Source organism: Streptomyces sp. NPDC096323, assembly GCF_040302845.1.
Lineage (GTDB): Bacteria > Actinomycetota > Actinomycetes > Streptomycetales > Streptomycetaceae > Streptomyces.
Genome location: NZ_JBEOSI010000004.1, coordinates 24,730 through 49,952 on the forward strand (window position 1 = coordinate 24,730; position 25,223 = coordinate 49,952).

Annotated in this window: 24 protein-coding genes; 6 read left to right on the forward strand and 18 right to left on the reverse strand. The window is 71.7% G+C overall.

Translation table 11 applies throughout. The features are described 5' to 3' along the window. Positions 1 to 881: 881 nt before the first annotated feature. Positions 882 to 3,410: an ATP-dependent Clp protease ATP-binding subunit gene (locus tag ABTX18_RS11460; protein WP_136326445.1), complete on the reverse strand. Its 2,529-nt coding sequence runs from the start codon at positions 3,408 to 3,410 to the stop codon at positions 882 to 884. A gap of 430 nt (positions 3,411 to 3,840) precedes the next feature. Between ABTX18_RS11460 and ABTX18_RS11465 the strand changes: the two genes are divergently transcribed. Further along, the gene (locus ABTX18_RS11465; RefSeq protein WP_352122519.1) at positions 3,841 to 4,461 is read left to right on the forward strand and encodes an SCO3374 family protein; all 621 of its coding nucleotides are present in this window, start codon (positions 3,841 to 3,843) and stop codon (positions 4,459 to 4,461) included. Here the strand turns inward: ABTX18_RS11465 and ABTX18_RS11470 are convergent. From ABTX18_RS11470 to ABTX18_RS11515, 10 genes are all read right to left on the reverse strand, one after another. Next, positions 4,440 to 4,775, reverse strand: a complete 336-nt coding sequence (locus ABTX18_RS11470; RefSeq protein ID WP_136326447.1) for a histone-like nucleoid-structuring protein Lsr2 — start codon at positions 4,773 to 4,775, stop codon at positions 4,440 to 4,442. The genes ABTX18_RS11465 and ABTX18_RS11470 overlap by 22 nt on opposite strands. Positions 4,776 to 4,919: 144 nt before the next feature. Next, entirely contained in the window at positions 4,920 to 5,477 is a 558-nt protein-coding gene (locus ABTX18_RS11475) for an amino-acid N-acetyltransferase (protein ID WP_352122520.1), read from the reverse strand. A 10-nt stretch (positions 5,478 to 5,487) separates the two neighbouring features. Continuing rightward, positions 5,488 to 5,994: a BlaI/MecI/CopY family transcriptional regulator gene (locus ABTX18_RS11480; protein WP_352122521.1), complete on the reverse strand. Its 507-nt coding sequence runs from the start codon at positions 5,992 to 5,994 to the stop codon at positions 5,488 to 5,490. Positions 5,995 to 6,108: 114 nt separating this feature from the next. Further along, a complete protein-coding gene (locus ABTX18_RS11485) occupies positions 6,109 to 6,288 on the reverse strand; it encodes a hypothetical protein (protein WP_352122522.1) in 180 nt (59 codons plus the stop codon). A 42-nt stretch (positions 6,289 to 6,330) separates the two neighbouring features. Beyond that, entirely contained in the window at positions 6,331 to 6,906 is a 576-nt protein-coding gene (locus ABTX18_RS11490; RefSeq protein WP_352123069.1) for a hypothetical protein, read from the reverse strand. Positions 6,907 to 7,046: 140 nt separating this feature from the next. After that, positions 7,047 to 7,844, reverse strand: coding sequence for a type III pantothenate kinase (locus ABTX18_RS11495; protein WP_352122523.1), 798 nt, complete (start codon positions 7,842 to 7,844; stop codon positions 7,047 to 7,049). Then, the gene (gene nadC / locus ABTX18_RS11500; protein WP_352122524.1) at positions 7,844 to 8,887 is read right to left on the reverse strand and encodes a carboxylating nicotinate-nucleotide diphosphorylase; all 1,044 of its coding nucleotides are present in this window, start codon (positions 8,885 to 8,887) and stop codon (positions 7,844 to 7,846) included. Before nadC ends, ABTX18_RS11495 begins: the two co-directional genes overlap by 1 nt. A gap of 2 nt (positions 8,888 to 8,889) precedes the next feature. After that, positions 8,890 to 10,623: an L-aspartate oxidase gene (locus ABTX18_RS11505; RefSeq protein ID WP_352122525.1), complete on the reverse strand. Its 1,734-nt coding sequence runs from the start codon at positions 10,621 to 10,623 to the stop codon at positions 8,890 to 8,892. Beyond that, entirely contained in the window at positions 10,620 to 11,636 is a 1,017-nt protein-coding gene (panC, locus tag ABTX18_RS11510; RefSeq protein ID WP_352122526.1) for a pantoate--beta-alanine ligase, read from the reverse strand. Before panC ends, ABTX18_RS11505 begins: the two co-directional genes overlap by 4 nt. Next, a complete protein-coding gene (locus ABTX18_RS11515; protein WP_352122527.1) occupies positions 11,633 to 12,598 on the reverse strand; it encodes a Rossmann-like and DUF2520 domain-containing protein in 966 nt (321 codons plus the stop codon). Before ABTX18_RS11515 ends, panC begins: the two co-directional genes overlap by 4 nt. Positions 12,599 to 12,823: 225 nt before the next feature. Between ABTX18_RS11515 and ABTX18_RS11520 the strand changes: the two genes are divergently transcribed. Both ABTX18_RS11520 and ABTX18_RS11525 read left to right on the forward strand, forming a co-directional pair. Next, a complete protein-coding gene (locus tag ABTX18_RS11520; protein WP_352122528.1) occupies positions 12,824 to 14,041 on the forward strand; it encodes a threonine aldolase family protein in 1,218 nt (405 codons plus the stop codon). An 82-nt stretch (positions 14,042 to 14,123) separates the two neighbouring features. Then, positions 14,124 to 15,242 carry a DUF5937 family protein gene (locus ABTX18_RS11525; RefSeq protein WP_352122529.1) on the forward strand — a complete coding sequence of 373 codons (1,119 nt, stop codon included), beginning with the start codon at positions 14,124 to 14,126 and terminating at the stop codon, positions 15,240 to 15,242. Positions 15,243 to 15,256: 14 nt separating this feature from the next. On the opposite strand, the gene ABTX18_RS11530 is transcribed toward ABTX18_RS11525, so the two are convergent. The 3 genes from ABTX18_RS11530 to ABTX18_RS11540 are packed head-to-tail and all read right to left on the reverse strand — an operon-like array spanning position 15,257 to position 17,807. Continuing rightward, the gene (locus ABTX18_RS11530; protein WP_352122530.1) at positions 15,257 to 15,865 is read right to left on the reverse strand and encodes an AAA family ATPase; all 609 of its coding nucleotides are present in this window, start codon (positions 15,863 to 15,865) and stop codon (positions 15,257 to 15,259) included. 3 nt (positions 15,866 to 15,868) lie between these two features. Beyond that, positions 15,869 to 16,543 (reverse strand): response regulator, encoded by a 675-nt coding sequence (locus ABTX18_RS11535; protein ID WP_351392145.1) that lies wholly within the window; start codon positions 16,541 to 16,543, stop codon positions 15,869 to 15,871. Positions 16,544 to 16,592: 49 nt separating this feature from the next. Further along, positions 16,593 to 17,807, reverse strand: coding sequence for a sensor histidine kinase (locus ABTX18_RS11540; RefSeq protein ID WP_352122531.1), 1,215 nt, complete (start codon positions 17,805 to 17,807; stop codon positions 16,593 to 16,595). Positions 17,808 to 17,903: 96 nt separating this feature from the next. On the opposite strand from ABTX18_RS11540, the gene ABTX18_RS11545 reads away from it, so the two are divergent. Then, positions 17,904 to 18,893, forward strand: a complete 990-nt coding sequence (locus ABTX18_RS11545) for an SAM-dependent methyltransferase (protein ID WP_352123070.1) — start codon at positions 17,904 to 17,906, stop codon at positions 18,891 to 18,893. A gap of 92 nt (positions 18,894 to 18,985) precedes the next feature. Further along, entirely contained in the window at positions 18,986 to 20,128 is a 1,143-nt protein-coding gene (locus ABTX18_RS11550; RefSeq protein WP_136326460.1) for an NADH-quinone oxidoreductase subunit D, read from the forward strand. 33 nt (positions 20,129 to 20,161) lie between these two features. On the opposite strand, the gene ABTX18_RS11555 is transcribed toward ABTX18_RS11550, so the two are convergent. From ABTX18_RS11555 to ABTX18_RS11570, 4 genes are all read right to left on the reverse strand, one after another. Continuing rightward, complete coding sequence (locus ABTX18_RS11555; RefSeq protein ID WP_352122532.1) at positions 20,162 to 21,190, reverse strand: hypothetical protein; 1,029 nt, start codon at positions 21,188 to 21,190, stop codon at positions 20,162 to 20,164. Between the two features lie 124 nt (positions 21,191 to 21,314). Next, positions 21,315 to 22,301: an ABC transporter substrate-binding protein gene (locus ABTX18_RS11560; protein ID WP_352122533.1), complete on the reverse strand. Its 987-nt coding sequence runs from the start codon at positions 22,299 to 22,301 to the stop codon at positions 21,315 to 21,317. Between the two features lie 70 nt (positions 22,302 to 22,371). Beyond that, on the reverse strand, positions 22,372 to 23,046 hold the full coding sequence (locus ABTX18_RS11565) for an ABC transporter permease (protein WP_352122534.1): 675 nt from the start codon (positions 23,044 to 23,046) through the stop codon (positions 22,372 to 22,374). A 4-nt stretch (positions 23,047 to 23,050) separates the two neighbouring features. Then, on the reverse strand, positions 23,051 to 23,764 hold the full coding sequence (locus ABTX18_RS11570; protein WP_352122535.1) for an ABC transporter permease: 714 nt from the start codon (positions 23,762 to 23,764) through the stop codon (positions 23,051 to 23,053). Positions 23,765 to 23,893: 129 nt separating this feature from the next. Here ABTX18_RS11570 and ABTX18_RS11575 point away from each other — a divergent pair, with 129 nt between their 5' ends. Then, the gene (locus tag ABTX18_RS11575; protein WP_352122536.1) at positions 23,894 to 25,093 is read left to right on the forward strand and encodes a betaine/proline/choline family ABC transporter ATP-binding protein; all 1,200 of its coding nucleotides are present in this window, start codon (positions 23,894 to 23,896) and stop codon (positions 25,091 to 25,093) included. The last annotated feature ends 130 nt before the right edge of the window (positions 25,094 to 25,223 follow it).

Consider the following 25,223-nt stretch of genomic DNA (forward strand, 5'->3'; position numbering starts at 1 on the left):
CAGTCGCCGAAGGTCTTCCCCCGGAACAGGTTTAGCCGCAGTTCCTCCCCGCCCATACCGGACACAGACCCACGTTCCAGGCACTTCCGCCCAAACGTCGTTGGGGCCTGCCGGGCCCCGGGCCGAAGGTCCCACCCGCTGCCAGGGCGATTGCTCCTAAGATGCCTAGTAGGCCCCAAAACGCCTGTGCGCCTTGTCACCGGCGGTGGGACCTAGGGCTGTCCGTTTCGGGACCTTCGGCCGGGCCCTCGGCCGGGGGGCGCGCGGGGTGCGGGTCCCCGCGGTGCGGGGTTCCGTCCTCAATCTCCCCCATAGCCTTAAGGGCATGGGGGGACCCCCATGACGGGCTTGGTGGGTGCGGCTGGCCCCGCGGGGTGGCGCGCTAGCCCCCTCGTGGGGGTCCGGGGTCCCTCCGGGGCGTCTCCTCAAACGACGAACGTTCCGCCGGTACGCAGCGGACCCGGGTCGATGTTCGTCGTCCTGCGGGGACTCCCCTGCACGCCCCCGGCCCCGGCCGTCTCGCGTCTGCGACGGTCATCTCCGCCGGCGTACACACGCAAGACGGCTGGGTGGGGGCGTGCAGGGGAGTCCCCGCAGGAAATGGCGTACGACCCGGGTCCCCCTCGGACCCGGGTGAACACGCCATTTCTGAGGAGACGCCCCGGAGGGACCCCACCCCCACCCACCGGCGTGGCGCACCCGCACCCCGCGAGGGCACCCGCACCCCGCGAGGGGACCCGCACAAAAAGCCCGTCCGGCGATTGAGGACGGAACCCCGCGCCCCGGAAAGGGGCAAGGCTCCGGGCGACAGCAAAAGGCGGCCCCGTACCGGTGTGAACCGGTACGGGGCCGCCCTTCGTACGCTCGGGCGCTACGCGCCCCTACGCTTCCTTCGTCATGTTCGGGCCGGCGCCGCCTGCCGCCTGCTCGATCGGGGGGACGTCGGGCAGAGCCGACTTCTCCTCGCCGCGGAAGGTGAACTTCTGCTCCTCACCCTCGCCCTCGGTGCCGACGACCACGATGTGACCGGGGCGCAGCTCACCGAAGAGGATCTTCTCGGAGAGGATGTCCTCGATCTCGCGCTGGATCGTCCGGCGCAGCGGCCGGGCGCCCATCACGGGGTCGTAGCCCTTCTTCGCCAGCAGGGACTTGGCGGCCGGGCTCAGCTCGATGCCCATGTCGCGGTCCCGCAGGCGCTCGTCCACCTTGGCGAGCATGAGGTCGACGATCTGGATGATGTCTTCCTCGGTGAGCTGGTGGAAGACGACCGTGTCGTCGACGCGGTTGAGGAACTCGGGCCGGAAGTGCTGCTTGAGCTCTTCGTTGACCTTCGTCTTCATCCGGTCGTAGTTCGTCTTCACGTCGCCCTGGGCGGCGAAGCCCAGATTGAAGCCCTTGGAGATGTCCCGGGTCCCGAGGTTGGTCGTCATGATGATGACCGTGTTCTTGAAGTCCACGACCCGGCCCTGGGAGTCGGTCAGGCGACCGTCCTCCAGGATCTGGAGCAGGGAGTTGAAGATGTCGGGGTGGGCCTTCTCGACCTCGTCGAAGAGGACGACGGAGAACGGCTTGCGGCGCACCTTCTCGGTGAGCTGACCGCCCTCCTCGTACCCCACGTAGCCGGGGGGCGAGCCGAAGAGGCGGGAGACCGTGTGCTTCTCGCTGAACTCCGACATGTCGAGGGCGATCAGCGCGTCCTCGTCACCGAAGAGGAACTCGGCGAGCGTCTTGGACAGCTCGGTCTTACCGACACCGGACGGGCCGGCGAAGATGAACGAGCCACCCGGGCGCTTCGGGTCCTTCAGACCGGCTCGCGTACGGCGGATCGCCTGCGAGAGGGCCTTGATGGCGTCCTTCTGGCCGATGACGCGCTTGTGGAGCTCGTCCTCCATGCGCAGCAGGCGGGAGGACTCCTCCTCCGTCAGCTTGAAGACCGGGATGCCGGTGGCGGTGGCGAGGACCTCGGCGATGAGCTCGCCGTCGACCTCGGCCACGACGTCCATGTCGCCGGCCTTCCACTCCTTCTCGCGCTTGGCCTTCGCCGCCAGCAGCTGCTTCTCCTTGTCGCGGAGAGACGCCGCCTTCTCGAAGTCCTGGGAGTCGATGGCCGACTCCTTGTCGCGGCGCACGCCCGCGATCTTCTCGTCGAACTCACGGAGGTCCGGCGGCGCGGTCATCCGGCGAATGCGCATCCGGGAACCGGCCTCGTCGATCAGGTCGATCGCCTTGTCCGGCAGGAAGCGGTCCGAGATGTAGCGGTCGGCCAGCGTCGCGGCCTGGACCAGCGCCTCGTCCGTGATGGACACGCGGTGGTGGGCCTCGTAGCGGTCGCGCAGACCCTTGAGGATCTCGATGGTGTGCGGCAGCGACGGCTCCGCGACCTGGATGGGCTGGAAGCGTCGCTCGAGAGCGGCGTCCTTCTCCAGGTGCTTGCGGTACTCGTCGAGCGTGGTGGCGCCGATGGTCTGGAGCTCGCCTCGCGCCAGCATGGGCTTGAGGATGCTCGCCGCGTCGATCGCGCCCTCGGCGGCGCCCGCACCCACGAGGGTGTGGAGCTCGTCGATGAACAGGATGATGTCGCCGCGGGTGCGGATCTCCTTGAGGACCTTCTTCAGGCGCTCCTCGAAGTCACCGCGGTAGCGGGAGCCGGCGACCAGCGCACCGAGGTCGAGGGTGTAGAGGTGCTTGTCCTTGAGGGTCTCGGGCACCTCGCCCTTGACGATGGCCTGCGCCAGGCCCTCGACGACCGCCGTCTTGCCGACGCCGGGCTCGCCGATGAGGACCGGGTTGTTCTTCGTACGGCGGGACAGCACCTGCATGACCCGCTCGATCTCCTTCTCGCGCCCGATGACCGGGTCGAGCTTGGACTCACGAGCGGCCTGGGTGAGATTCCGGCCGAACTGGTCGAGCACCAGCGACGTGGAGGGCGTGCCCTCCGCGGGGCCGCCTGCGGTGGCCGCCTCCTTGCCGCCCGAGTAGCCGGACAGCAGCTGGATGACCTGCTGGCGCACCCGGTTCAGGTCGGCGCCCAGCTTAACGAGGACCTGGGCGGCGACGCCCTCGCCCTCGCGGATGAGCCCGAGCAGGATGTGCTCGGTGCCGATGTAGTTGTGGCCGAGCTGAAGGGCCTCGCGGAGCGACAGCTCCAGGACCTTCTTGGCTCGGGGTGTGAAGGGGATGTGGCCGGACGGGGCCTGTTGGCCCTGACCGATGATCTCCTCCACCTGCTGGCGGACCGCCTCGAGCGAAATCCCGAGGCTCTCCAGGGCCTTAGCGGCGACACCCTCACCCTCGTGGATCAGGCCCAGGAGGATGTGCTCGGTGCCGATGTAGTTGTGGTTGAGCATCCGGGCTTCTTCCTGAGCCAGGACGACAACCCGCCGCGCGCGGTCGGTGAACCTCTCGAACATCGTTAATCGCTCCTCAGAGCGGTCAGGCAGTAAGGGGTCGGTCCCCTCCCTGTCCTTCCGCAGCTTAGTCCCGCAAGCGGGGACCGCTCATTTCAACTGCCGACACCGGATCGATGGCCTCCTGCCCCGAACGCCGACACCTGCTCCAACCCGATGGTGCGAGACGATGTTCCCGCAGGCCAGGCAGATACCCCTTTCGCCTGTACGCCGATGGCGAACGTGAGACGTCGGTGGCTTGCGCGTCGCCCCTCCCACTAGGGATGTCTTACCCGCAATTACAGACAGTCCATGCGGCGTACGTGGGTTCCCTCCGCTACGGGCGAACATGTTCGTCCTCCCGAATGCGCCCGTACGCCCCCAACCCGGACACAGTATGCGTTCGATCAGGGACTCTGCGTAACTCTTGGCAGGCGTCGGGAGTTCTTCCGGCATGACCTCCGCCGTCCCGCCTCCCCGCATCGCGCCCCCCGCAGAGCGGGACGGCCGCGCCGACGGCGCTTCACGGGGCACGTGTGCCCGGTGGTACGAGCAGGAGCTCGGCTGGGCGACGGCCGGCAGGGCGCCGGTGCGGCTGCTGACCGGGCTGCGGTTCGACGCGCTCGTCGTGCCCGCGGCCGCCGGTCACGCGGCGCTGCGCCGGGTGGGCCGGACCGGTCCGGTGGCGTTGACGGGCCGGCGCATGAGCCTGCTGGTGGCGCCGGGGAGCGCCGATGAGCTGCCCGGGCTGCTCGACTGGCTGGAGTGGGGCGGGGTCGCCCTCGAACTGACCGCTCTCGGCACGGGCGGGCGGATCACCGCACCGCCGCCGCCGGGCCGGCCGGGTCCGCCGGGGGCCGCCGTGTGGCTGCGGCCCCCCTGTCCACCGCACGAGCGGGAGGGCGAGCCGGTGTTCCCGGCCCTCTCCGGCTTCGGGAGCAGGGGTGGGGATACTCCCGATCTCATCCGGCTCGTGGACGCCGTGGCGACGGAATGCCACCGGGCCCGCTTGACGCGTGCCCGGACGGGGAGGTCTCCCCGGCCATCGGCTGATCAGCCGTTGGCCTTCTCGTAAGCCTCACGGATCTCCGCGGGAACGCGGCCACGGTCATTCACATTGTGGCCGTTCTCGCGCGCCCACTTACGGATCTCCGCGGTGTCCTTGTTGCCGCCGGGAAGGGCACGGCCCTTGCCGCGTCCGGTCGCCGCACGGCCACCGGTACGCCGGCCGCTCTTCGCGTAGGGCTCGAGAAGACTCCGCAGCTTGTCCGCGTTGCTCGTCGTGAGGTCAATCTCGTAGGTCTTGCCATCGAGAGCGAACGTGACGGTCTCGTCCGCCTCGCCGCCGTCGAGGTCGTCAACAAGAAGGACCTGAACCTTCTGCGCCACCGGATTTCCTTTCATCGAAAATGGAGTACGCGGAAAGGAAACCGCTTTTCCCCGGAAAACACAAACCCCCGGGAGAGGTTCAGGAGCGCGAGAAGACGGGAAACGTGCGCGATTCGGACATAGGGATCGGGCTTCTTCCGGCGGTCACAGGTGCAGAAGCATCCGGCTGTTGCCCAAGGTGTTCGGCTTCACGCGTTCGAGACCGAGGAACTCCGCGACTCCCTCGTCATAGGAACGCAGCAGCTCGCTGTAGACATCTCCGTCGACCGGCGTCTCCCCGATCTCCACGAAGCCGTGCTTCGCGAAGAAGTCGACTTCGAAGGTGAGGCAGAAAACCCGCCGCACGCCCAGCCAACGGGCGGTCTGCAACAACTTGTCCAGTACTTGATGGCCGACTCCGGCGCCCTTGATGCTGTGATCGACCGCGAGAGTACGCACTTCGGCCAGGTCTTCCCACATCACATGGAGGGCGCCACAGCCGATGACCCGGGCGTCCTCGTCCCGTTCGGCGACCCAGAACTCCTGGATGTCCTCGTAAAGCGTCACCGTCGCTTTGTCGAGCAGGATGCCTTCTCGTACGTAGCCGTCGAGGAGACGCCGGACCGCGGCCACATCACTCGTCCTCGCGCGGCGGACGGTGATGGCCACGTTAATAACCGACGGATCGGTCTGGAAATCGGTTTGCGGAAGCTCTGAGGACATACCCCCGACGCTATCGCCCGGCGTCCGGCCCCGTCTCATCGGCCGCTTCGACGCCTTCACCGGGTCCTTCATCACGTGCTTCACCGGCGGCTTCGGGGCCTTCACCGGATCCTTCGCCGGCCGCTTCACCGTCAGGCCGCGCGCCGTCCTCGGGAAGAGTGGGCAGAACGATCCGCATGGCGTCCCGGAGCGCTTCCCGCTGCTCGGCCGACATCATGCCGAAGAACGCGACCAGCGCGGCGGCGGGGTTGTCACTCTGTGACCAGGCTTCGTTCATCAGTGCGGCCGCGTACGCGGCGCGGGTGGAGACCGCCGTATATCGATATGCGCGGCCCTCCACTTCCCGGCGGACCCAGCCCTTCTGATGGAGATTGTCCATAACCGTCATGACGGTGGTGTAGGCGATGGACCGTTCCTGCTGAAGGTCCTCGAGGACTTCCCGTACGGTGACCGGTCGGTTCCATTGCCAGACCCGCGTCATCACGGCGTCTTCCAACTCTCCCAATTGACGGGGCACAGCGTCACCTTAGTGTCAGATGTCGGGAATGGCCGGTTATTTACACAACAAAAGGGCGTACGGCTCAGCGAGCCGTACGCCCTTCGTGCGTGTCGTGCGCGGGGACCGGGAGAGTCAGACCCCGTCGGTGCGCGGCGTCTGCTGGGCCGATTCCGCGCGGCTGATCGCCGCGTCCACGGCCGCGTCCTCCTTGGCCTTGTTCGGCCCGCCCTGGCTCTTGACGATCGTCACGACCAGGCCGATGAAGAAGGCGGCCATCACCACGGGGGGCACGAGCGCGGATACGTAGTCCATGGCATCCAGAGTAGCGAGCCCGGCGGCGCCCGCCGAGGCGCCCTACCCCGCGGCGCGTTGCTGGGGTGGCGGGACCGGGCGGCGGCGGGGCGGGAAGACCTCGGAGGGCTTGGGCGCCGGGCGTTCGGACGGGGCGGGCGGACGGGCCGGGGCCGCCGGGGTCTTGGGCTTCTCCGGCTCCGCGGCACGGCCGCCGGGCAGCGCGAGCAGCCGGCTGCGGGGCGCGGGCGCCGTGGCGGCCACCGCGCGACCGGCGAGACGGGCCCGCACCGAACGCTCGGCGAGCAACTGGCAGCGCTCCAGGAGTGCGGCCGCGACCGGGCCGCCGCGCAGGGCGCGCAGCGCGGCGAGGTCGTCGGGCCGGGGGTCGTAGCCGGCGGCCAGGGCGTCCTGGAGGCGCTCCAGGTAGCCGCTGAGGGAGCCGGGGAGAGCATTGCGGTAGCGGACGAGGTCGGCGAGGAGGAAGGCGCGCAGCCGTCCGGCCTCACCGACCGCCTCGTCGACGGCGCCCGCTAGACGCAGGCAGTCCTGGACGTCCTCGTCGGGCAGGGGCGCGGGGTGGAGGGCGATGGCGAGGGCACGGCGGAGCACGCGCAGCTCGTCCGCGCTGAACGCCATACCGCCGCGTGATCCGTAGGGCGTGGGCATAGCGCGACAATACGTGCTAAAGGGACAAAATCCTCTTAGCTGGCCATCGGCGGCGCGGCGGCTCCGTCGAGCCGCCGCGCGGGGAACTTCCCGGTCAGGGCCGCGCGTCGCTAAAGACGCGCCACGTTGCGCTCATACACCAGGCGGAGCCCGATGAGCGTGAGCCAGGGCTCGTGCTCGTCGATGACGGAGGACTCGTTCAGCACCATCGGAGCAAGGCCGCCCGTCGCGATGACCGTGACGTCGTCGGGGTCGGCGGCCAGCTCCTTCTTCATGCGTCCGACGACCCCGTCGACCTGGCCGGCGAAGCCGTAGATGATGCCCGCCTGCATCGCCTCGACCGTGTTCTTCCCGATGACGCTGCGCGGCCGGGCCAGCTCGATCTTGCGCAGCTGCGCGCCCTTGACGCCGAGCGCCTCGACCGAGATCTCGATGCCGGGCGCGATGACGCCGCCGGTGTACTCGCCGCGGGCGGAAACCGCGTCGAAGGTGGTGGCCGTGCCGAAGTCGACGACGATCGCCGGGCCGCCGTACAGGTCGACGGCGGCGACCGCGTTGATGATGCGGTCCGCGCCGACCTCCTTCGGGTTGTCCATCAGGATCGGCACCCCGGTCTTGATGCCCGGCTCGACGAGGACGGCGGGGACGTCGCCGTAGTAGCGGCGGGTCACCTCGCGCAGCTCGTGCAGGACGGCCGGGACGGTGGAGCAGATCGCGATGCCCTCGATGCCGTCGCCCAGCTCCATGCCCAGCAGCGGGTGCATGCCCATCAGGCCCTGGAGCAGCACCGCGAGCTCGTCGGCGGTGCGCCGTGCGTCGGTGGAGATGCGCCAGTGCTCGACGATCTCCTCACCGTCGAACAGTCCGAGGACCGTGTGGGTGTTGCCGACGTCGATGGTGAGCAGCATCAGACGCCGGCCCCGTCGGTGTCGCGGAAGTCCAGGCCGATGTCGAGGATCGGCGAGGAGTGGGTCAGCGCGCCGACGGCCAGGTAGTCCACGCCCGCCTCCGCGTAGGCGCGGGCGGAGTCGAGGGACAGCCGGCCCGAGGACTCCAGGACCGCGCGGCCGCCGACCAGCGCGACGGCCTCGGCGGTCTGCGCGGGGGTGAAGTTGTCCAGCAGGATCAGATCGGCGCCCGCGTCCAGGACCTCGGTGACCTGCTGCATCGTGTCGACCTCGACCTCGATCGCGAGGTCCGGGAACTGCTCCCTGACCCGCTTGAAGGCCTCGGCGACGCCGCCCGCGGCGATCACGTGGTTGTCCTTGACCAGTGCGGCGTCGGACAGCGACATGCGGTGGTTGACGCCGCCGCCGCAGCGCACCGCGTACTTCTCCAGGGCGCGCAGGCCGGGAGTCGTCTTGCGGGTGTCGCGGACCTGGGCCTTCGTGCCCTCCAGCACATCGGCCCAGGCGCGGGTGGCGGTCGCGATGCCGGAGAGCCGGCACAGCAGGTTCAGCGCGCTGCGCTCGCCCGTGAGGAGGTCACGGGTACGGGTGGTGACGGTCAGCAGCTTCTGGCCGGGGGCGACGCGGTCGCCGTCCTCCACGTGCCGCTCGACCTCGAACTCGTCCGTACAGACGATCGAGAGCACGGCCTCGGCGACCCGCAGACCGGCCACGACTCCCGCCTCACGGGCGGTGAAGTCGCCGATGGCCACCGCGTCCTCGGCGACGGTGGCGACGGTCGTGACGTCCACCCCGCCGTCGAGGTCCTCCTCGATGGCGACGTGCGCGACGTCCTCGACGGTGACCGGGTCCAGGCCCGCGTCGGCGAGGAGCCGGGCGAGGGCCGGGTCCAGGCCGCACTCCAGGGCGTCCAGCTCGTAACCGTCCTCCCCGCCGCAGCCGCAGGCGTCCCCGCAGCCGCCCGCGGCAGGTGCGGGCGCGCCGATCTGGATCAGCGGTACGTCCACGGGTGTGGGGCGCGGATTCTCTTCGGGCGTGCTCACGGTTACGGCTCCTCGGGAGTGGGGTGGGTGGTGCTCGTTGCTGCGCAGTCTGCTGCCCCGGACGGCTGTACGGGCCCGAACGCCTGGGTATCCGTCCGACGGAGGACGAGCTGCCGGTCCGGGGTGAGCCGGACGACGAGGTGACGGCGCCAGTTCTCGTCGTCGCGCTCGGGCCGGTCCTCGCGCCAGTGGCAGCCTCGGGTCTCCTCGCGGCGGCGGGCGGCGGCGACCAGGACCCGGGAGACCAGGAGCAGGTTGGTGACCTCCCAGGCCTCGACCCCGGGCACCGCGTCCTTGTGCTCGGCCGCCCCGGCCTTCAGGAACGCGCTGCGGTGCAGGTCCTCCAGCTCCTCGGCGGCCCTCGCGAGGCTGTCGGCGGAGCGCAGCACGCCGGCCCCGCGGGTCATGATGCGCTGGATCGTGCCCCGGGCCTCGGGGGACATCAGCGGGGACGGCACGGGGTGCGTGGCGACGGCCTCGCCCGCGCGGGGCCGCTCCCGGATGATGTCGGCCGCGATGCGCTCGGCGAAGACGAGGCCTTCGAGGAGCGAGTTGGACGCGAGCCGGTTCGCGCCGTGCACGCCGGTGCAGGCCACTTCGCCGCACGCGTACAGACCGGGCACGGTCGTACGTCCCCGCAGGTCGGTCCGGATGCCGCCGGAGGCGTAGTGCGCGGCGGGGGCGACCGGGATCGGCTCGGTGACCGGGTCGATGCCATGGGCGCGGCAGGCCGCCAGGATGGTGGGGAAGCGCTGCTCCCACATCTGGGCGCCGAAGTGGCGGGCGTCGAGATACATGTGCTCGGTGCCGTGGAGCTGCGTCTGGCGGGTGATGGCCTTGGCGACGATGTCGCGGGGGGCGAGCTCCGCCAGCTCGTGCTGCCCGAGCATGAAGCGCGTGCCGTGCGCGTCGACGAGATGGGCGCCCTCGCCCCGTACCGCTTCGGAGACGAGCGGCTGCTGGCCCTCGGAGTCGGAGCCGAGGAAGAGGACCGTGGGGTGGAACTGGACGAACTCGAGGTCCGAGACCTCGGCGCCGGCCCGCAGCGCGAGGGCCACGCCGTCGCCGGTGGAGACCGGCGGGTTGGTGGTGGCGGAGAAGACCTGGCCCATGCCGCCGGTCGCCAGGATCACCGCGGGGGCGTTGACCGCGCCGACGCCGTCGTGCTGGCCCTCGCCCATGACGTGCAGGGTGACGCCCGCGGTACGGCCCTCGGCGTCGGTGAGCAGGTCGAGCACGAGGGCGTTCTCGACGGTGTGCAGGGCGGCTTCGCGGACGGCTTCGACCAGGGCGCGGGAGATCTCCGCGCCGGTCGCGTCGCCGCCCGCGTGGGCGATGCGCCGGCGGTGGTGGCCGCCCTCACGGGTCAGCGCGATGGTGCCGTCGTCGGCCGTGTCGAAGTGGGCGCCGGTGCCGATCAGCCGGCGTACGGCGTCGGGGCCCTCGGTGACGAGGGTGCGGACCGCCGCCTCGTCGCAGAGGCCGGCGCCGGCGACCAGGGTGTCGTCCAGGTGCTGCTCGGGGGTGTCGCCCTCGCCGAGCGCGGCCGCGATGCCGCCCTGCGCCCAGCGGGTCGAGCCGTCGTCGAGGCGGGCCTTGGTGACGACGACGGTGGCGAGTCCGGCGGCGGCGCAGCGCAGCGCGGCGGTGAGTCCGGCCACGCCGGAGCCGACGACCACGACATCGGCGTCGATGGACCAGCCGGGGGCGGGGGCGGTCAGCCGTATTCCGGTCACGTGGTGGCTCCGAAGGTCAGCGGGATGTTGTCGATGAGGCGAGTGGCGCCGACCCGGGCGGCGACGGCGAGGATCGCGTCGCCCGCGGTGCGGTCGTCGGTGATCTCGGTGAAGTCCGCCGGGTCCACGAGCGCCAGGTAGTCGAGGGAGAGCGGGGGCTGCTCGGCCGCCGCGTCGTCCAGGACCGCGCGGGCCGCGGCGCGCACGGCGGCGGGGCCCTTGTCGGGCCGGGCCCGGGCGACCGCCTGGGCGTCGGCCGCCAGCCTGGCCTCGCCGAGGCGGGTGAGTCCGGCGGCCCGGTCCTCCGTCGCGCCCGTCGTCTGCGCGCGGGCGTGCAGGGCCTGCTGGGCGGCGAGCCTGTCCCGGGCCGCGAACAGGGCCCGGGACAGGGCGAGCGCGGTGTGGCGCTCGTACGGGTCGAGGAAGCGGTTGCGGCTGGAGAGCGCGAGGCCGTCGGCCTCCCGGACCGTCTCCACGCCCACGATCTCCACGGGGAAGTTCAGATCGCGCACCATCCGGCGGATCAGCGCCAGCTGCTGGGCGTCCTTCTGCCCGAAGAACGCGACATCGGGGCGGGTGAGGTGGAGCAGCTTGGCGACGACGGTGAGCATGCCGTCGAAGTGCCCGGGGCGCGAGGCCCCTTCGAGCCGCTCGCCCATCGGGCCGGCGGAGATGCGGACCTGGGGTTCGCCGCCGGGGTAGACCTCGTCGACGGACGGTGCGAAGACCACGTCGGCGCCTGCCGCGCCGGCGACGGCGAGATCGGCGTCCAGCGTGCGCGGGTAGCGGTCGAGGTCGGCCGCCTCCCCGAACTGGAGCGGGTTGACGAAGACGGTGACGACGACCTGGCCGGCTGGTCCGACAACCGCACGTGCGGTCTGGATCAGGGAGGCGTGCCCCTCGTGCAGGGCGCCCATCGTCATGACGACGGCCCGTTCGGCCCGCTCGCCCTCGGGGGCGTACGCGGTCAGCTCGACGGCCGTACGCAGGAGGGTGGCGGCGGCTGCGGTCATCGGGACTCCTCCGGTCCGGTTCCGGCGCTGCCGGGGGCGCCCGTACCGCCCGAGCCGTCGGCCAGGACGCCGAGCAGGTCCTCGGCGAACTCCGGCTTGAGCATGCCGTGGGCGAGCGCGCGGTCGGCGGTGGCGCGGGCCATCGCGACGTATCCGGCGACCGTCTGCGGGGCGTGGGCACGCAGCTCGCGGATGTGTGCGGCGACCGTGCCCGCGTCGCCCCGGGCGACGGGGCCGGTCAGGGCGGCGTCACCGGAGCGCAGGGCGTTGTCCAGGGCGGCGCCGAGCAGCGGTCCGAGCATCCGGTCGGGGGCGGTGACCCCCGCCGTGCGCAGCAGCTCCATCGACTGGGCGACCAGGGTGACCAGGTGGTTCGCGCCGAGGGCGAGAGCCGCGTGGTAGAGCGGGCGGGACTCCTCGGCGATCCACTCGGGCTCGCCGCCCATCTCGATGACCAGCGCCTCGGCGGCGAGCCGCAGCTGCTCGGGGGCGGTCACCCCGAAGGAGCAGCCGGCCAGCCGCTGGACGTCCACGGAGGTGCCGGTGAACGTCATCGCCGGGTGCAGGGCCAGGGGCAGCGCGCCGGCCCGCAGCGCGGGATCCAGCACCTTCGTCCCGTACCGCCCCGAGGTGTGGACGATCAGCTGGCCCGGCCGGACCGCACCGGTCTCGGCGAGGCCCTCGACGAGCCCCGGCAGGGCGTCGTCCGGCACCGTCAGCAGGACCAGCTCCGCGCGCGCGAGGACCTCGGCGGGCGGCACGAGGGGGACGTCGGGGAGCAGGGTGGCGGCGCGGCGCACCGAGGCGTCGGAGACACCCGACACGGCGACGGGTCGGTGCCCGGCGAGTGCCAGGGACGCGGCGAGCGCGGGGCCGACACGGCCCGCGCCCACGACGCCGACGGTGAGCCGGGCGGGGCGGTCCCTCGGGTCGAGGGGCTCCTTGGGGATGGTTGCATTCACGCGGCGGTGGCCTTCCGTTCCAGTCCGCGGGGGGTACCGGACGACTTCTCTGCATGCTACGCCAGCACCGCGCCCGGGCTCCGGGCTGTCCACAGCCTGTGGACAGCGGCCCCGCCACCCAGCCCGTACGCCGTTTGAGGACGGAACCGGTCGGGGCCGGGGCCTCGCTCCCTGGAAGTACCGCCACCCGTACGCAGCCGCCGCGTTCTACGTGATGATCGTCCCATGGCAGACATGGACGAGCACGTGCACGACGAGGTGACGAACGGGCCGCAGGCCACCGGCGGATACGGGGACGAGGAGCCCGATCCGCAGCGGCTGCGCCGTATCGCCGCGTGGCGGAAGGCCCAAAAGATCCTGTCCCGCTCACCGGTGGACCGCCCGCTCGGCGAGCAGCTGGCGGCGCTGACCGCGGGCGCGGCCACGGTCGCCGATCTCGACCGGCCCGCCGACATCTACGGCAACGGCATCGTCGCCGAGCTGGAGCGGCGGATCGCCGGACTGCTCGGCACCGAGGCCGCCGCGTTCTTCCCGACCGGGACGATGGCGCAGCAGGTCGCGCTGCGCTGCTGGGCCGGGCGCACCGGCAACCCGACGGTGGCCCTGCATCCGCTCGCCCACCCCGAGGTGCACGAGCGGGGCGCCCTGTCCGCGGTCAGCGGGCTGCGTACGGTCCACCCGACGACCGAGCCCCGGCTGCCCACCGCGGACGAGATCCGCGACTTCGCGGAGCCCTTCGGCACCCTGATGCTGGAGCTGCCGCTGCGTGACGCGGGCTTCGTCCTGCCCACGTGGGAGGAGCTGGAGGCCGTCGTGGCGGCGGCGCGCGAGCGCGACGCGGTGGTGCATTTCGACGGGGCCCGGCTCTGGGAGTGCGCCTCCCACTTCGGGCGGGAACTGCCGGAGATCGCGGCGCTCGCGGACAGCGTGTACGTGTCGTTCTACAAGACCCTCGGCGGGATCTCCGGGGCGGCGCTCGCCGGTTCCGCCTCCCTGATCGAGGAGGCCCGCACCTGGCGGCACCGGTACGGCGGTCAGCTCTTCCAGCAGTTCCCGGCGGCGCTCGCCGCCCTGATCGGCCTGGACCGGGAGCTGCCGAAGCTGCCGTCGTACGTGGCACAGGCGAAGGTGGTGGCCGCGGCGCTGTCCGAGGGGTTCGCGCAGGCCGGTGCCGCATGGTTCCGGGTGCGTCCGGAGCCGCCGCACACGCACCAGTTCCAGGTGTGGCTGCCCTACCCGGCCGACGTCCTCGCAGAGGCGTCCGTGCGTCAGGCGGAGGAGACGGGCGTGGCCCTGTTCCGCATGTGGCACCCGGCCGCCACGGGCCCGCCCGGAGTGTCGTTCACCGAGGTCACGGTGGCGGAGGCGGGGCTGGAGTGGACGGCCGCCGACGTCCGTGCGGCGGCGGCGGAGTTCCTGGAGCGGGTGACCCGGCAGCAGTGAGGCGAGTCCGGCGGGCCGACCGATCGACGACGGCCCGCCCATCGGTGTCCGGGCCGTCCCGCTCACCCCGCACCATGGACGGGTGAGCGTAACCATCGGCATCGCGGGCCTCGACCCCCGGCACATCGTCTTCGAGACCTCCCCCCTCGTCGAGCTGGGGGTCGCCCTGCATGCGCTCTCCGAGCCGGGCCACCACCCCGAGCTGCACGGCTGGGCGACGGCCGTCGCCACGTCGCTGGAACCGGACCTGGCCGACCGGCTGCACGAAGCGGACTTCCTGTGGCGGAACACGTTCTCGGACATCTTCATGCCGTTCGCCGGCGTCCTCGGCGGCAACGGCAGGACGGGCGCGGACCTCGCCGGGGACCTGGACCTCCTGGACCGGCTGGACGACGAGCGGTTCGTCGCCGCAGCCCTGGAGTTCACCTGCGCGAACCTGTATGGGACCGGCGCGGCCTCCCCGCTCCACGACCCCGGCATGCGGGCGCGGGCCCTGGACATGGCGGCGGCGCGCGGCCCGCGGCAGGTGGAGTTCACCCAGCGGCTGCTGGCCGACCCCGCCCCCGTCCGCCGCTGGATCCGGCGCCTGTTCGAGGACTGCGACCAGGCGTTCTTCGCGGACACCTGGCAGCGGGTGCGGGGCCCGCTCGTGGCCGACGCGCGGCACAAGACGGATCTGCTGCGGCACAAGGGGATCGCCGAGGCCGTGCGGGCCGTCTCGCCCGCGCTCTCCGTCGACGAGGGCGGCGAACGGATCAGCGTCGACAAGCTGACCGAGGGCTCGACCGACGCCACCGATCCGGCCGTCGGCCCCGGACTCACCCTCATCCCGACCAGCCTCGGCCGGCCGCATCTGATGGTGCTGCACGCCCCCGGCTGGCGCCCGGTGATCCACTACCCCGTGCACCGGCCCGAGCTGCCCTCCCCCGCCTCCGTCGAACAGCTCCGGCTGCGGTTGGAGGCGCTGGCCCACCCGATGCGGATGCGGCTGTGCCGCAACATCGCCCGCTCGCCGTACACGACGGGGGAACTCGCCGACACGAACGGCATCACGGCCCCCGAGGTCTCCCGCCATCTCACGGTGCTCAAGAAGGCGGGCCTGGTCACGACGCGGCGCCGCGGCCGGTACGTACTGCACCAGCTGGACCTGACCGTGGTGGCGCGGCTCGGCACCGACTTCCTGGAGGGCATCCTCCGCTGAGCGGGAGGGCCTCTTCAGCCGAACCGGATGTGCCGGATGCCCGTCCAGGCCCGCCGCACCCGGTGCCGCAGCGCGCTGTCCGTGTCCGGCAGCACGGTGAGGCCCGCCGACGCGGCGATCCGGTCGGCGACCTGCGGAACGGTCAGCCGGTCCGTACGGATGTGCTCGGCGAACTCCGGGGCCGCGAGCCGCTCCAGGCAGTGGTCCAGTTTCGCGACGGCGAAGCTCTCGCGCTTGAGGCCGCGCCCGAGGCCGCGTTCGCGCAGGCGGCCCAGCACCGTGGCGTGCTCGGCGAGCAGGGCGAAGTGGTGCACCGCGTGCCCGTCCTCGCGCAGCCGTCCGACGATCTCCGTGAAGTAGCCGGCGTCGACCAGGGTCATCGGGGCGATGACCGTGCCGGGATGCCCGTCCAGGGCCAGCGTGAGCATGTCGTACACGCCCTGCCGCCAGACCGGCAGATCCTGGAAGTCCCCGCGCAGCGCGGGCGGCAGCATCCGGTGCAGCCCGAAGCCGACGTGCTCGGGATCGCAGACCACACTGCGGGGCAGCCGCCGCTTCAGCTCGTAGGACGTCTGCGTCTTGCCGCCGCCGAACGGGCCGTTGACCCACACCAGTGCGCCCACCGCTCAGCCCGCCCCGCCCCCGGCGCGCACCAGCCCGGTCTCGTACGCGAGGACGACGACCTGCACCCGGTCGCGCAGGCCCAGCTTGGTCAGGATGCGGCCGACGTGCGTCTTCACGGTCGCCTCGGAGAGCACGAGACGGCCCGCGATCTCGCCGTTCGACAGTCCCTGGGCGACCAGCAGCATCACCTCGCGTTCGCGTTCGGTGAGCTTGGCGACGTCCTTGTGCTGCGGCTCGGCCGTGCCGCTGGGCAGCAGCGGCGAGAAGCGGTCGAGCAGCCGACGGGTGGTCGACGGGGCGACGACGGCGTCGCCGCTGTGCACGGAACGGATCGCGGCGAGCAGTTCGCCCGGCGGCACGTCCTTGAGCATGAAGCCGCTGGCCCCTGCCTTCAGCCCCGAGAAGGCGTACTCGTCGAGGTCGAACGTCGTCAGGATGAGCACCTTGGGAGCGTCGGGCTGGGCGCAGATGCGGCGGGTGGCCTCGACACCGTCCAGCCGGGGCATGCGCACGTCCATCAGCACCACGTCGACGGCGGTGGAGCGGAGGTTCTCGATCGCCTCCGCGCCGTCGCCGGCCTCGGCGACGACCTCCATGTCGGGCTGCGCGGCGAGCACCATCCGGAAGCCGGTGCGCAGCAGCGCCTGGTCGTCGACGAGCATTACGCGGATCGCCATGGGGTCCCTGTCTCCTGTTCGTTCTGCGTCGGGCCGCTCACCGGAAGTCTCAGTCGGCGGCCTTGAGCGGCAGCAGCGCGCTGATCCGGAATCCGCCGCCGGGACGCGGTCCGGCGTCCAGTGTGCCGCCGACCATGCCGACCCGTTCGCGCATACCGATCATGCCGTGGCCCGCGCCGTCGGCGCCGCCGTCCTCGTACAGTTCATGCGCCGCGCCCCGCCCGTCGTCCTCGACCAGCAGGCCGAGCCCGTCGTCGAAGTAGACCAGCCGCACGCTGGCCCCGGCGTTCGGACCACCGTGCTTGCGGGTGTTGGTCAGGGCCTCCTGCACGATGCGGTACGCCGTCAGCTCCACTCCGCTGGGCAGCGGGCGCGGGGTGCCCTCGACCTTGAAGTCGACGGCCAGACCGGCCGTCCTGACCTGCTCGATCAGGTCCTCGATCTGCTCGACGTCGGGCTGCGGGACGTACTCCCCCGTCTCCGGCGCGTCCCCCGTGCGCAGCACACCCAGCAGCCGCCGCATCTCCGCGAGCGCCTGCCTGCCGGTGCCGGAGATGGTCTCCAGCGCCTGCCGGGCCTGGTCGGGGGCCGCGTCCATCACATAGGCGGCGCCGTCCGCCTGCACCACCATCACGGAGACGTTGTGCGCGACGACGTCGTGGAGCTCGCGGGCGATACGGGCCCGCTCGGCCGCCACCGCGACCTTCGACTGGGCCTCGCGCTCCCGCTCGAGCCGGGCGGCGCGCTCCTCCAGCTGGTCGAAGTAGGCCCGCCGGGTCCGCATCGAGTCGCCGAGCACCCAGGCGAGGACGAAGGGCACCGTCATCACGACGACGACGAACACCGACTCCGCCCAGCCGCGCGGCGCCCCCTCCTCGTCCGGCCAGCGAAGCTGGGAGAGAGCCGCCGCACTCAGACTGCAGACCAGGGCGAGCCGGGACGCCCAGCGTTCGCCGACGGTGGCCACGGTGAAGGTGATCACCAGCATGGCGAAGTTCGCGACGGTCGGTCTGACCCCGAAGGCCAGCTGGGCCACGCCCATCGCGATGGCGAGCAGCAGCATCTTCTCGGGTGCGCGCCGCCGCAGCGCGACGACGAGGCAGAGACCGATGACGATCGGCACTATGGCGATGCGCTCTCCGCGACCGCCGTGCCCGACGTCGCCGACCACGATCGTCATGCCGGAGATCCCGAGGAGGAAGACAGCCCAGAAGGTGTCGACGCCCGTCGGGTGTCTGCGGATGAAGTCGTAGAGGCGCTGCACGTAACCCAGCGTAGGGAAGTCCGAGGGGGGCGTGGGTCAGCCGGAGGGCCGATCCAGGTCCGGAGACCGTACTCCCCAAGGTGGAGACTTGTGAACGTGACGGATGAGTGGCGTGGGTGGCAGGAGGCGGCCGAGACCGCTTTGTACGGAGACGGGGGGTTCTACCGGAGCCCCGAAGGACCCGCGGGGCATTTCCGCACCTCGGTCCACGCCTCCCCGCTGTTCGCCGCGGCCGTCGCCCGGCTGCTGGTCAGGACGGCCGCGGAACTGGGAACGCCGTGCGTGGACCTGGTGGATCTGGGGGCGGGGCGCGGGGAGCTGTTGACGGGGGTGCTCGCCGCGCTGCCGGCCGAGGGCGGCGGGAGTCTCACGGTACGGGCGTACGCCGTCGAACTCGCCGCCCGTCCGCCCGGCCTGGACGCACGGGTGCGGTGGTGCGCGAAGCCGCCTCAGGGGGTGCGCGGGCTGCTGTTCGCCAACGAGTGGCTGGACAACGTGCCGCTGCCGGTCGCCGAGACGGACCCGGACGGCGTCGAACGGTACGTCCTCGTGCGGACGGCGGACGGCGCCGAGCGGCTGGGCGAACCGGTGAGCGGGGCGGACGCGGACTGGCTGCGCCGCTGGTGGCCGTCGGCGGGGCCGGGCGGCAGGGCCGAGATCGGCCGCCCGCGCGACGAGGCGTGGGCGGCTGCGGTGGCCACCCTGTCCGGCGGGCTCGCGGTGGCGGTCGACTACATGCACGTACGGCAGGAGCGGCCGCCGTTCGGCACGCTGACCGGGTTCCGGGCGGGGCGGGAGGTGCGGCCGGTGCCGGACGGCAGCTGCGACCTCACCGCGCACGTGGCGCTGGACGCGTGCGCTGCGGCGGGCGGGCCGGGCGCGGACATCCGCAGCCAGCGCGAGGCGCTGCGGGAGCTCGGCGTCAGCGGTGAACGCCCGCCGCTGTCGCTCGCGTCGACCGATCCGGCGGGGTACGTGCGCGCGCTGGCCTCGGCGGGCGAGGCGGCGGAACTGACCGCACGGGGCGGGCTGGGCGACTTCGGCTGGCTGATCCAACGGGTGCCCCCGGGCACGGCCGGCGACTGAGGCGCCCGGGCCGGATCCGGCCTCGCCGGCGTTTGAGGCGCGGGGTCCGGGGCGGAGCCCCGGGAAGCCGGGCCGCAGGCAATACTGTCGGCATGACGGAGACCACGGTCGGCATCGGCGGCGCAGCGGAAAGCACCGACATGGTGCTCAACATCGGCCCCCAGCACCCCTCCACGCACGGCGTGCTCCGTCTGCGCATCGTCCTGGACGGCGAACGCATCCAGCACGCCGAGCCCGTCATCGGCTACATGCACCGCGGCGCGGAGAAGCTCTTCGAGGCCCGCGACTACCGCCAGATCGTGATGCTCGCCAACCGCCACGACTGGCTGTCGGCGTTCTCCAACGAACTGGGCGTCGTGATGGCCGTCGAGCGGATGCTCGGCATGGAGGTGCCCGAGCGCGCGGTCTGGACCCGCACCCTGCTCGCCGAGCTGAACCGGGTCCTCAACCACCTGATGTTCCTCGGCTCGTACCCGCTGGAGCTGGGCGGGATCACCCCGGTGTTCTACGCGTTCCGGGAGCGCGAGGAGCTCCAGGCCGTGATGGAGGAGGTCTCCGGCGGCCGGATGCACTACATGTTCAACCGGGTCGGCGGCCTCAAGGAGGACCTCCCGGCGGGCTGGCTCGGCCGCGCCCGGGACGCCGTCGCCTCGGTCCGTTCCCGGATGGACGTGTACGACAAGCTGGTGCTCGGCAACGAGATCTTCCGGGGCCGTACCCGCGGGGTGGGCGTCCTGTCGGCGGAGGCCGTGCACGCCTACGGGGTGTCCGGGCCGATCGCCCGCGCCTCGGGCGTCGATTTCGACCTGCGGCGCGACGAGCCGTACCTGGCGTACGGGGAGCTGCAGGACACCTTGAAGGTCGTCACCCGGACCGAGGGCGACTGCCTGGCCCGGTTCGAGTGCCTGCTGGACCAGACGCACAACGCGCTGGACCTGGCGGACGCCTGCCTGGACCGGATGGCGGACCTCGCGCCCGGACCGATCAACCAGCGGCTGCCCAAGGTGCTGAAGGCCCCCGAGGGCCACACCTACGCCTGGACGGAGAACCCGCTCGGCGTCAACGGCTACTACCTGGTGTCCAAGGGCGAGAAGACCCCGTACCGGCTGAAGCTCCGCTCCGCCTCGTTCAACAACATCCAGGCGCTGACCGAACTGCTGCCGGGGACGCTCGTCGCCGACATGGTGGCGATTCTCGGCTCGCTGTTCTTCGTCGTCGGCGACATCGACAAGTAGCCGTCGCCTTCCGCGTCAAGAGACGCTCCCGCCTCAAGAGATCGCGGTGCGCAGCTCCGCCACGTCCAGCTGCTCGGTCTCGTCGTGCGCGGTCAGGTCGATGACCTTGCCGACGGCCCGGTTCTCGGCCGTGCCCGTGCGGTGCGCGGCCAGCGCCTCCTCGCCCACCACATCGGCGAGGTCCTCGTTCTGCACGGACTCGATCGCGGCGTGCGCCTTCTGCGTACCGAAGAAGTCGAAGCTGCCCTGCGGCACCAGATGGCGGCGGGACGCCGCGTACGGAACGACCGCGCTGGCGGCCGGCACCGGGCGCGGGGAGGGCAGGGCCTGGGACGGCCGGGTCGCGGGCAGGGCGGCCTGCGGCCGGCGGTGCTGCTCGGCGTCCGAGTCGGCTGCCGGCGCGGCCGCGGCCGCCGCGTGCTTCCCCTGCGGCTCCTCCGTCTCCCGGGCCCGCTCCGCCAGATCGCGCTTCCTGGCCCGCTCGGCCGTGCGGCGCGCCTCCTGGAGTGCCCCGTTGCGCGAGAGGTCGTCGAGAGCCTGGGCGGCGCGCAGATACGCGGCCGGGGTGGGGGTGCTGCGCGCGGCGGGCAGTTCGCGGGCCGGCGCGGCAGCCTCCAGCGCCAGCTGACGGCGGCTCTCCAGCACACTGGCGCGCTCGGTCTCGGCGTTGGCGTACCTGCGCAGCAGTGCGGCGTGCTCGCCCCGCAGCCCGGCGAGCTCCACGCGCTTGCGGCGCAGCTTCGTCTCCAGGCGGGCGCGCAGCTCGCGCGACTCCTCCAGATCGGCTTCCAGTTCCGCCACGCGTTCCTCGGCACGCCATTCGTCACCGGCGCGGGCGCGCGTCAGCTCCGCGACGCGACGGCCCGCCTCCCGGTCCCAGCTGCGCATCAGATACGCGCCGGTGACGGCGGCGGCCGCCGCGGCGGCGACCAGTGCGCGCAGGATCAGCGGCTCGGCGGGCAGCCAGGCTCCCGCGGCACAGAGGGCCGCTGCTCCGGCGACGGCCGAAGGCGGAAGGATTCTGTGCAGAGGTGGCGAATGGCGATGGCGTCCACGTGGCATGGCCTGAAATTTACCGTGCGTACGGTCCGCTTGGGGAGCTGCCCGGCAATCTGTTCCCGGGCAGTTACCTGACGGCCCCTGAACCCCTCATTCCGGCCTGAAGTCCAAGGGCTGTCCCGCAGCGCTACTTCTTGATCAGCCCTTTCGTCTCCAGGTATTCCTTCGCCACATCGGCGGGCTTGGCGCGCTCGGCGTCGACCTTGCGGTTCAGCTCCGCCAGGTCCTGGGTGGTGAGGGCGGCGGTGAGCTTGGCGAGCGCGTCGGCGATGTCCTGCGCGCCGGCGTCCTTGGCATTGAGGACGGGCAGCACGTTGTCCGCGTTCTGGAGCTTCTTGTCGTCCTCCAGGAGGACCAGACCGAAGGGGTCCAGCACCGCGTCCGTGGTGGTGGTGAGGACCAGCTGGTCCTTGCCGTCCTTGACCGCCTGCTTGGACTGCGGGGTGCCGACTCCCGCGGGGTCGATGCCGGTGACGTCGATGCCGTACGTCTTCTTCAGGCCGGGCGCGCAGAACGGCCGGACCTCGCACTCGTCACCCGCCGCGATCTTCACCTTGACCTTGGAGGCGCCGAGATCCGAAAGCGACTTGAGCTTGTGCTTGTCGGCGAATTCCTTGGTGACCGCGAACGCATTCTGGTCGACGGCCTGTCCGGCCGGCAGCACCTTCAGGCCGCGCGGAGTGGCGAGCTTCTCCAGCGCGGCGACCGTGGCCGCGATGTCGCCCGAGGCGACGGGCTTCGACTCGGCCGCCTTCGCCCCGTTCGCCTTCGCGTTGAGGAATTCGGCGATCGTCGCCGCGTATTCCGGTACGACGTCGATCTCCCCCTTCTCCAGCGAGGGTTCGTAGAGTTCGCGGTTCTTCACCGTGGTGACCGACGTGCTGTATCCGGCGTCGGCCAGGACTCCGGCGTACAGCTGCGCGAGCACCTTGGACTCGGTGAAGGCGGCGGCGCCGACGACCAGTGAGCCCTTCTTCCCCGAGTCCTTGTCCCCGGCGGACGCGGCGGATCCGCCCTTGTCCTTCTCCAGGCTGTCGCCACCGCAGGCGGCGAGCGAGCCCGCGAGCGCGACGATGCCGATGACCGCGCCGGTTATGCGTGAGGTCCTGCTCATGTTGTTCTCCGTCCACGGCAACGAGGCCATATGCGATAGGCGTTATCGGTTGGATGGGCCGGCCGGGCGCTCATGCCGTCCGGCGGCGGCGCAGCGGTGACAGCAGCCGGTCGAGGCCGACCAGGACCGTCTCCACCAGCAGCGCGAGCACGGCGACCAGCAGGGCGCCCGCGACCACCTGCGGGGTGTTGTACGTGTTGAAGCCGGCGGTGATGATCCGGCCGAGGCCGCCCTGGCCGACCATCGCGGCGATCGTCGCGGTGGCCACGACCTGCACTGCGGCCGAGCGCAGCCCCGTCATGATCAGGGGGTAGGCCAGCGGCAGCTCGACACGGAGGAAGAGCTGGCCGCCGGACATGCCCATCCCCCGCGCGGCCTCCGCCACCGAACGGTCCACCTCCGTCATCCCGACGTAGGCGTTGGTCAGCAACGGCGGAACGGCGAACAGCACCAGAGCGATGATCGTCGGCACATATCCCGCGTTGCGCAGCGGCGAGACCATGAAGAGGGCCAGCACCGCGAAGACGGGGATCGCCCGGCCCACGTTGGAGAGGTTGACGGCCAGCGCGCCGCCCTTCCCGATGTGTCCCAGGTACAGAGCCAGCGGCAGGGCGATGGCGCAGGACAGGGCGAGCGCCACCCCGCTGACGTACAGATGCTCACCGAGCCGGTGGCCCACGCCGCCCTCCCCCGACCAGTTGGCGCCGGTGGTGAGCCAGGTCCAGGCCTCGCCGAGAACTCCCATGGATTCAGACCGCCTTCGCCGGGCCGGCCGGGCTCACGGCATCGCGGGCGGCCGGTATCCGGGTCCAGGGGGTCAGCAGCCGCTGCACGCCGAGCAGCAGCAGATCCGCGACCACGGCGAGCAGCACGCAGAGCACCGAGGCGGCCAGCACCTGGGCCTTGAAGAAGCTCGGCAGGGCGTCCTCGATGAGATTGCCCAGGCCGCCGCGGCCGACGATCGATCCGACCGTGGTCAGCGCGATCGTGGACACCGTGGCGATCCGTATCCCGGCCATCAGCGCGGGCATGGCGAGGGGGAGCTCGACCTCCCACAGCAGCCGCACCGGCCCGTACCCCATTCCCCGGGCGGCGTCCTTCGCCTCCTGCGGAACCGCTTCGAGGCCCGCCAGGATGTTCCGTACGAGAATGGTCAGCGAATACAGCACGAGTCCGGTGACGACGAGCGCCGCCGAGAGCCCGAACAGCGGCAGCAGGAGCGAGAACATCGCCAGCGACGGCACCGTGTAGAGCACCGTCGTCAGCCCGAGAACCGGTCCGGCGAAGTGCCGGCCGCGGCGGGCGAGCAGCGCCAGCGGAAAGGCCACCACGATCCCGATCGCCACCGACACCGCGGTGATCCCGATGTGCTGGACCGTCGCGTCGGTCAACTCCTGGGAACGGGAGCGGAGATACTCCCCGCAGACCCAGTCGTTCGTCACCAGGCAGTTCCGTCCGGCCATCCGTCCCCCACCTCCCGATCGCCTCTCGTACTGATCTCCGGCGAGCCTATCCTCGACCACTGACAATCGCCGAGGCCGTTGTATTCCAGCAACACGTCCTTCACAGAACACGCGCCACAATGGGGAACCATGATCCGTTTCGAGCACGTCACCAAGCGGTATCCGGACGGCACCACCGCCGTCGACGACCTCTCCTTCGAGGTCGCCGAGGGTGAACTGGTCACGCTCGTCGGACCGTCGGGCTGCGGCAAGACGACCACGATGAAGATGGTGAACCGGCTGATCGAACCGACCGAGGGCCGGATATTTCTCGACGGGGACGACATATCCGCCATCGACCCCGTCCAACTCCGCCGCCGCATCGGCTATGTGATCCAGCAGGTCGGCCTGTTTCCGCACCGGACGGTACTGGAGAACACCGCGACCGTCCCCCATCTCCTCGGCTGGAAACGCGCAAAGGGCCGCGCCCGCGCGGCGGAACTCCTCGACCTCGTCGGACTCGACCCTTCCGTTTATGGCGACCGATATCCCGAGCAATTGTCCGGCGGTCAGCGCCAACGGGTCGGTGTCGCCCGCGCTTTGGCCGCCGACCCGCCGGTGCTGCTGATGGACGAGCCTTTCGGCGCCGTCGACCCGGTGGTCAGGGAACGGCTGCAGAACGAATTCCTGCGGCTCCAGGCCCAGGTCCGCAAGACCGTGCTGTTCGTGACGCACGACATCGAGGAGGCCGTCCGGCTCGGCGACCGTATCGCCGTCTACGGACAGGGCTCGATCGAGCAGTTCGACTCACCGGCCACCGTCCTCGGCGCCCCGGCCACCGGCTACGTCGCCGACTTCGTCGGCGCGGACCGCGGGCTCAAGCGGCTCTCGGTCACCCCCGTCGAGGAGAGCGACCTCGACCGCCCGCCCGTCGTCCGCCTCGACGACCCGCTGGCCACGGCGACCGAGCGGCTGCGCGCGGACGGGGCGCGGTGGGCCGTGGTGCTGGACGGCGACGGCCGGCTGCACGGCTGGATCCCGGCCGGCGACGCGCTCACCGGCGACCGGGGCACGGTCCGTGAGCACGCCCGCCGGATGGAGGCCTGGCTGCCCCTGGGCGCACCGCTCAAGCAGGCGTTCGCCACCATGCTCCAGCACGACGCCGGCTGGATCGCGGTCGTCGACGAGCAGAGCGAGGGCCGGTTCCTGGGCGTGCTCACCCCGGCCCGCCTCCACGAGGCGCTCCGCCGCTCGATCAGCGCGGACGACCGGGCCGTCCCGCGCGCCGAGGTGGCCGTCGAGAGCGTGGCGGGCGTCGCGAAGGCCGGCGGCGAAGCACCGAAGCGGTAGGCGGTACGGCGACGAAGCACCGAAGCGATGGGCCCGGACCGGCGGTGAAGCACCGAAGCGGCAGGGCCCGGACCGGCGGTGAAGCACCGAAGCGGCAGGGCCCGGACCGGCGGTGAAGCACCGAAGCGGC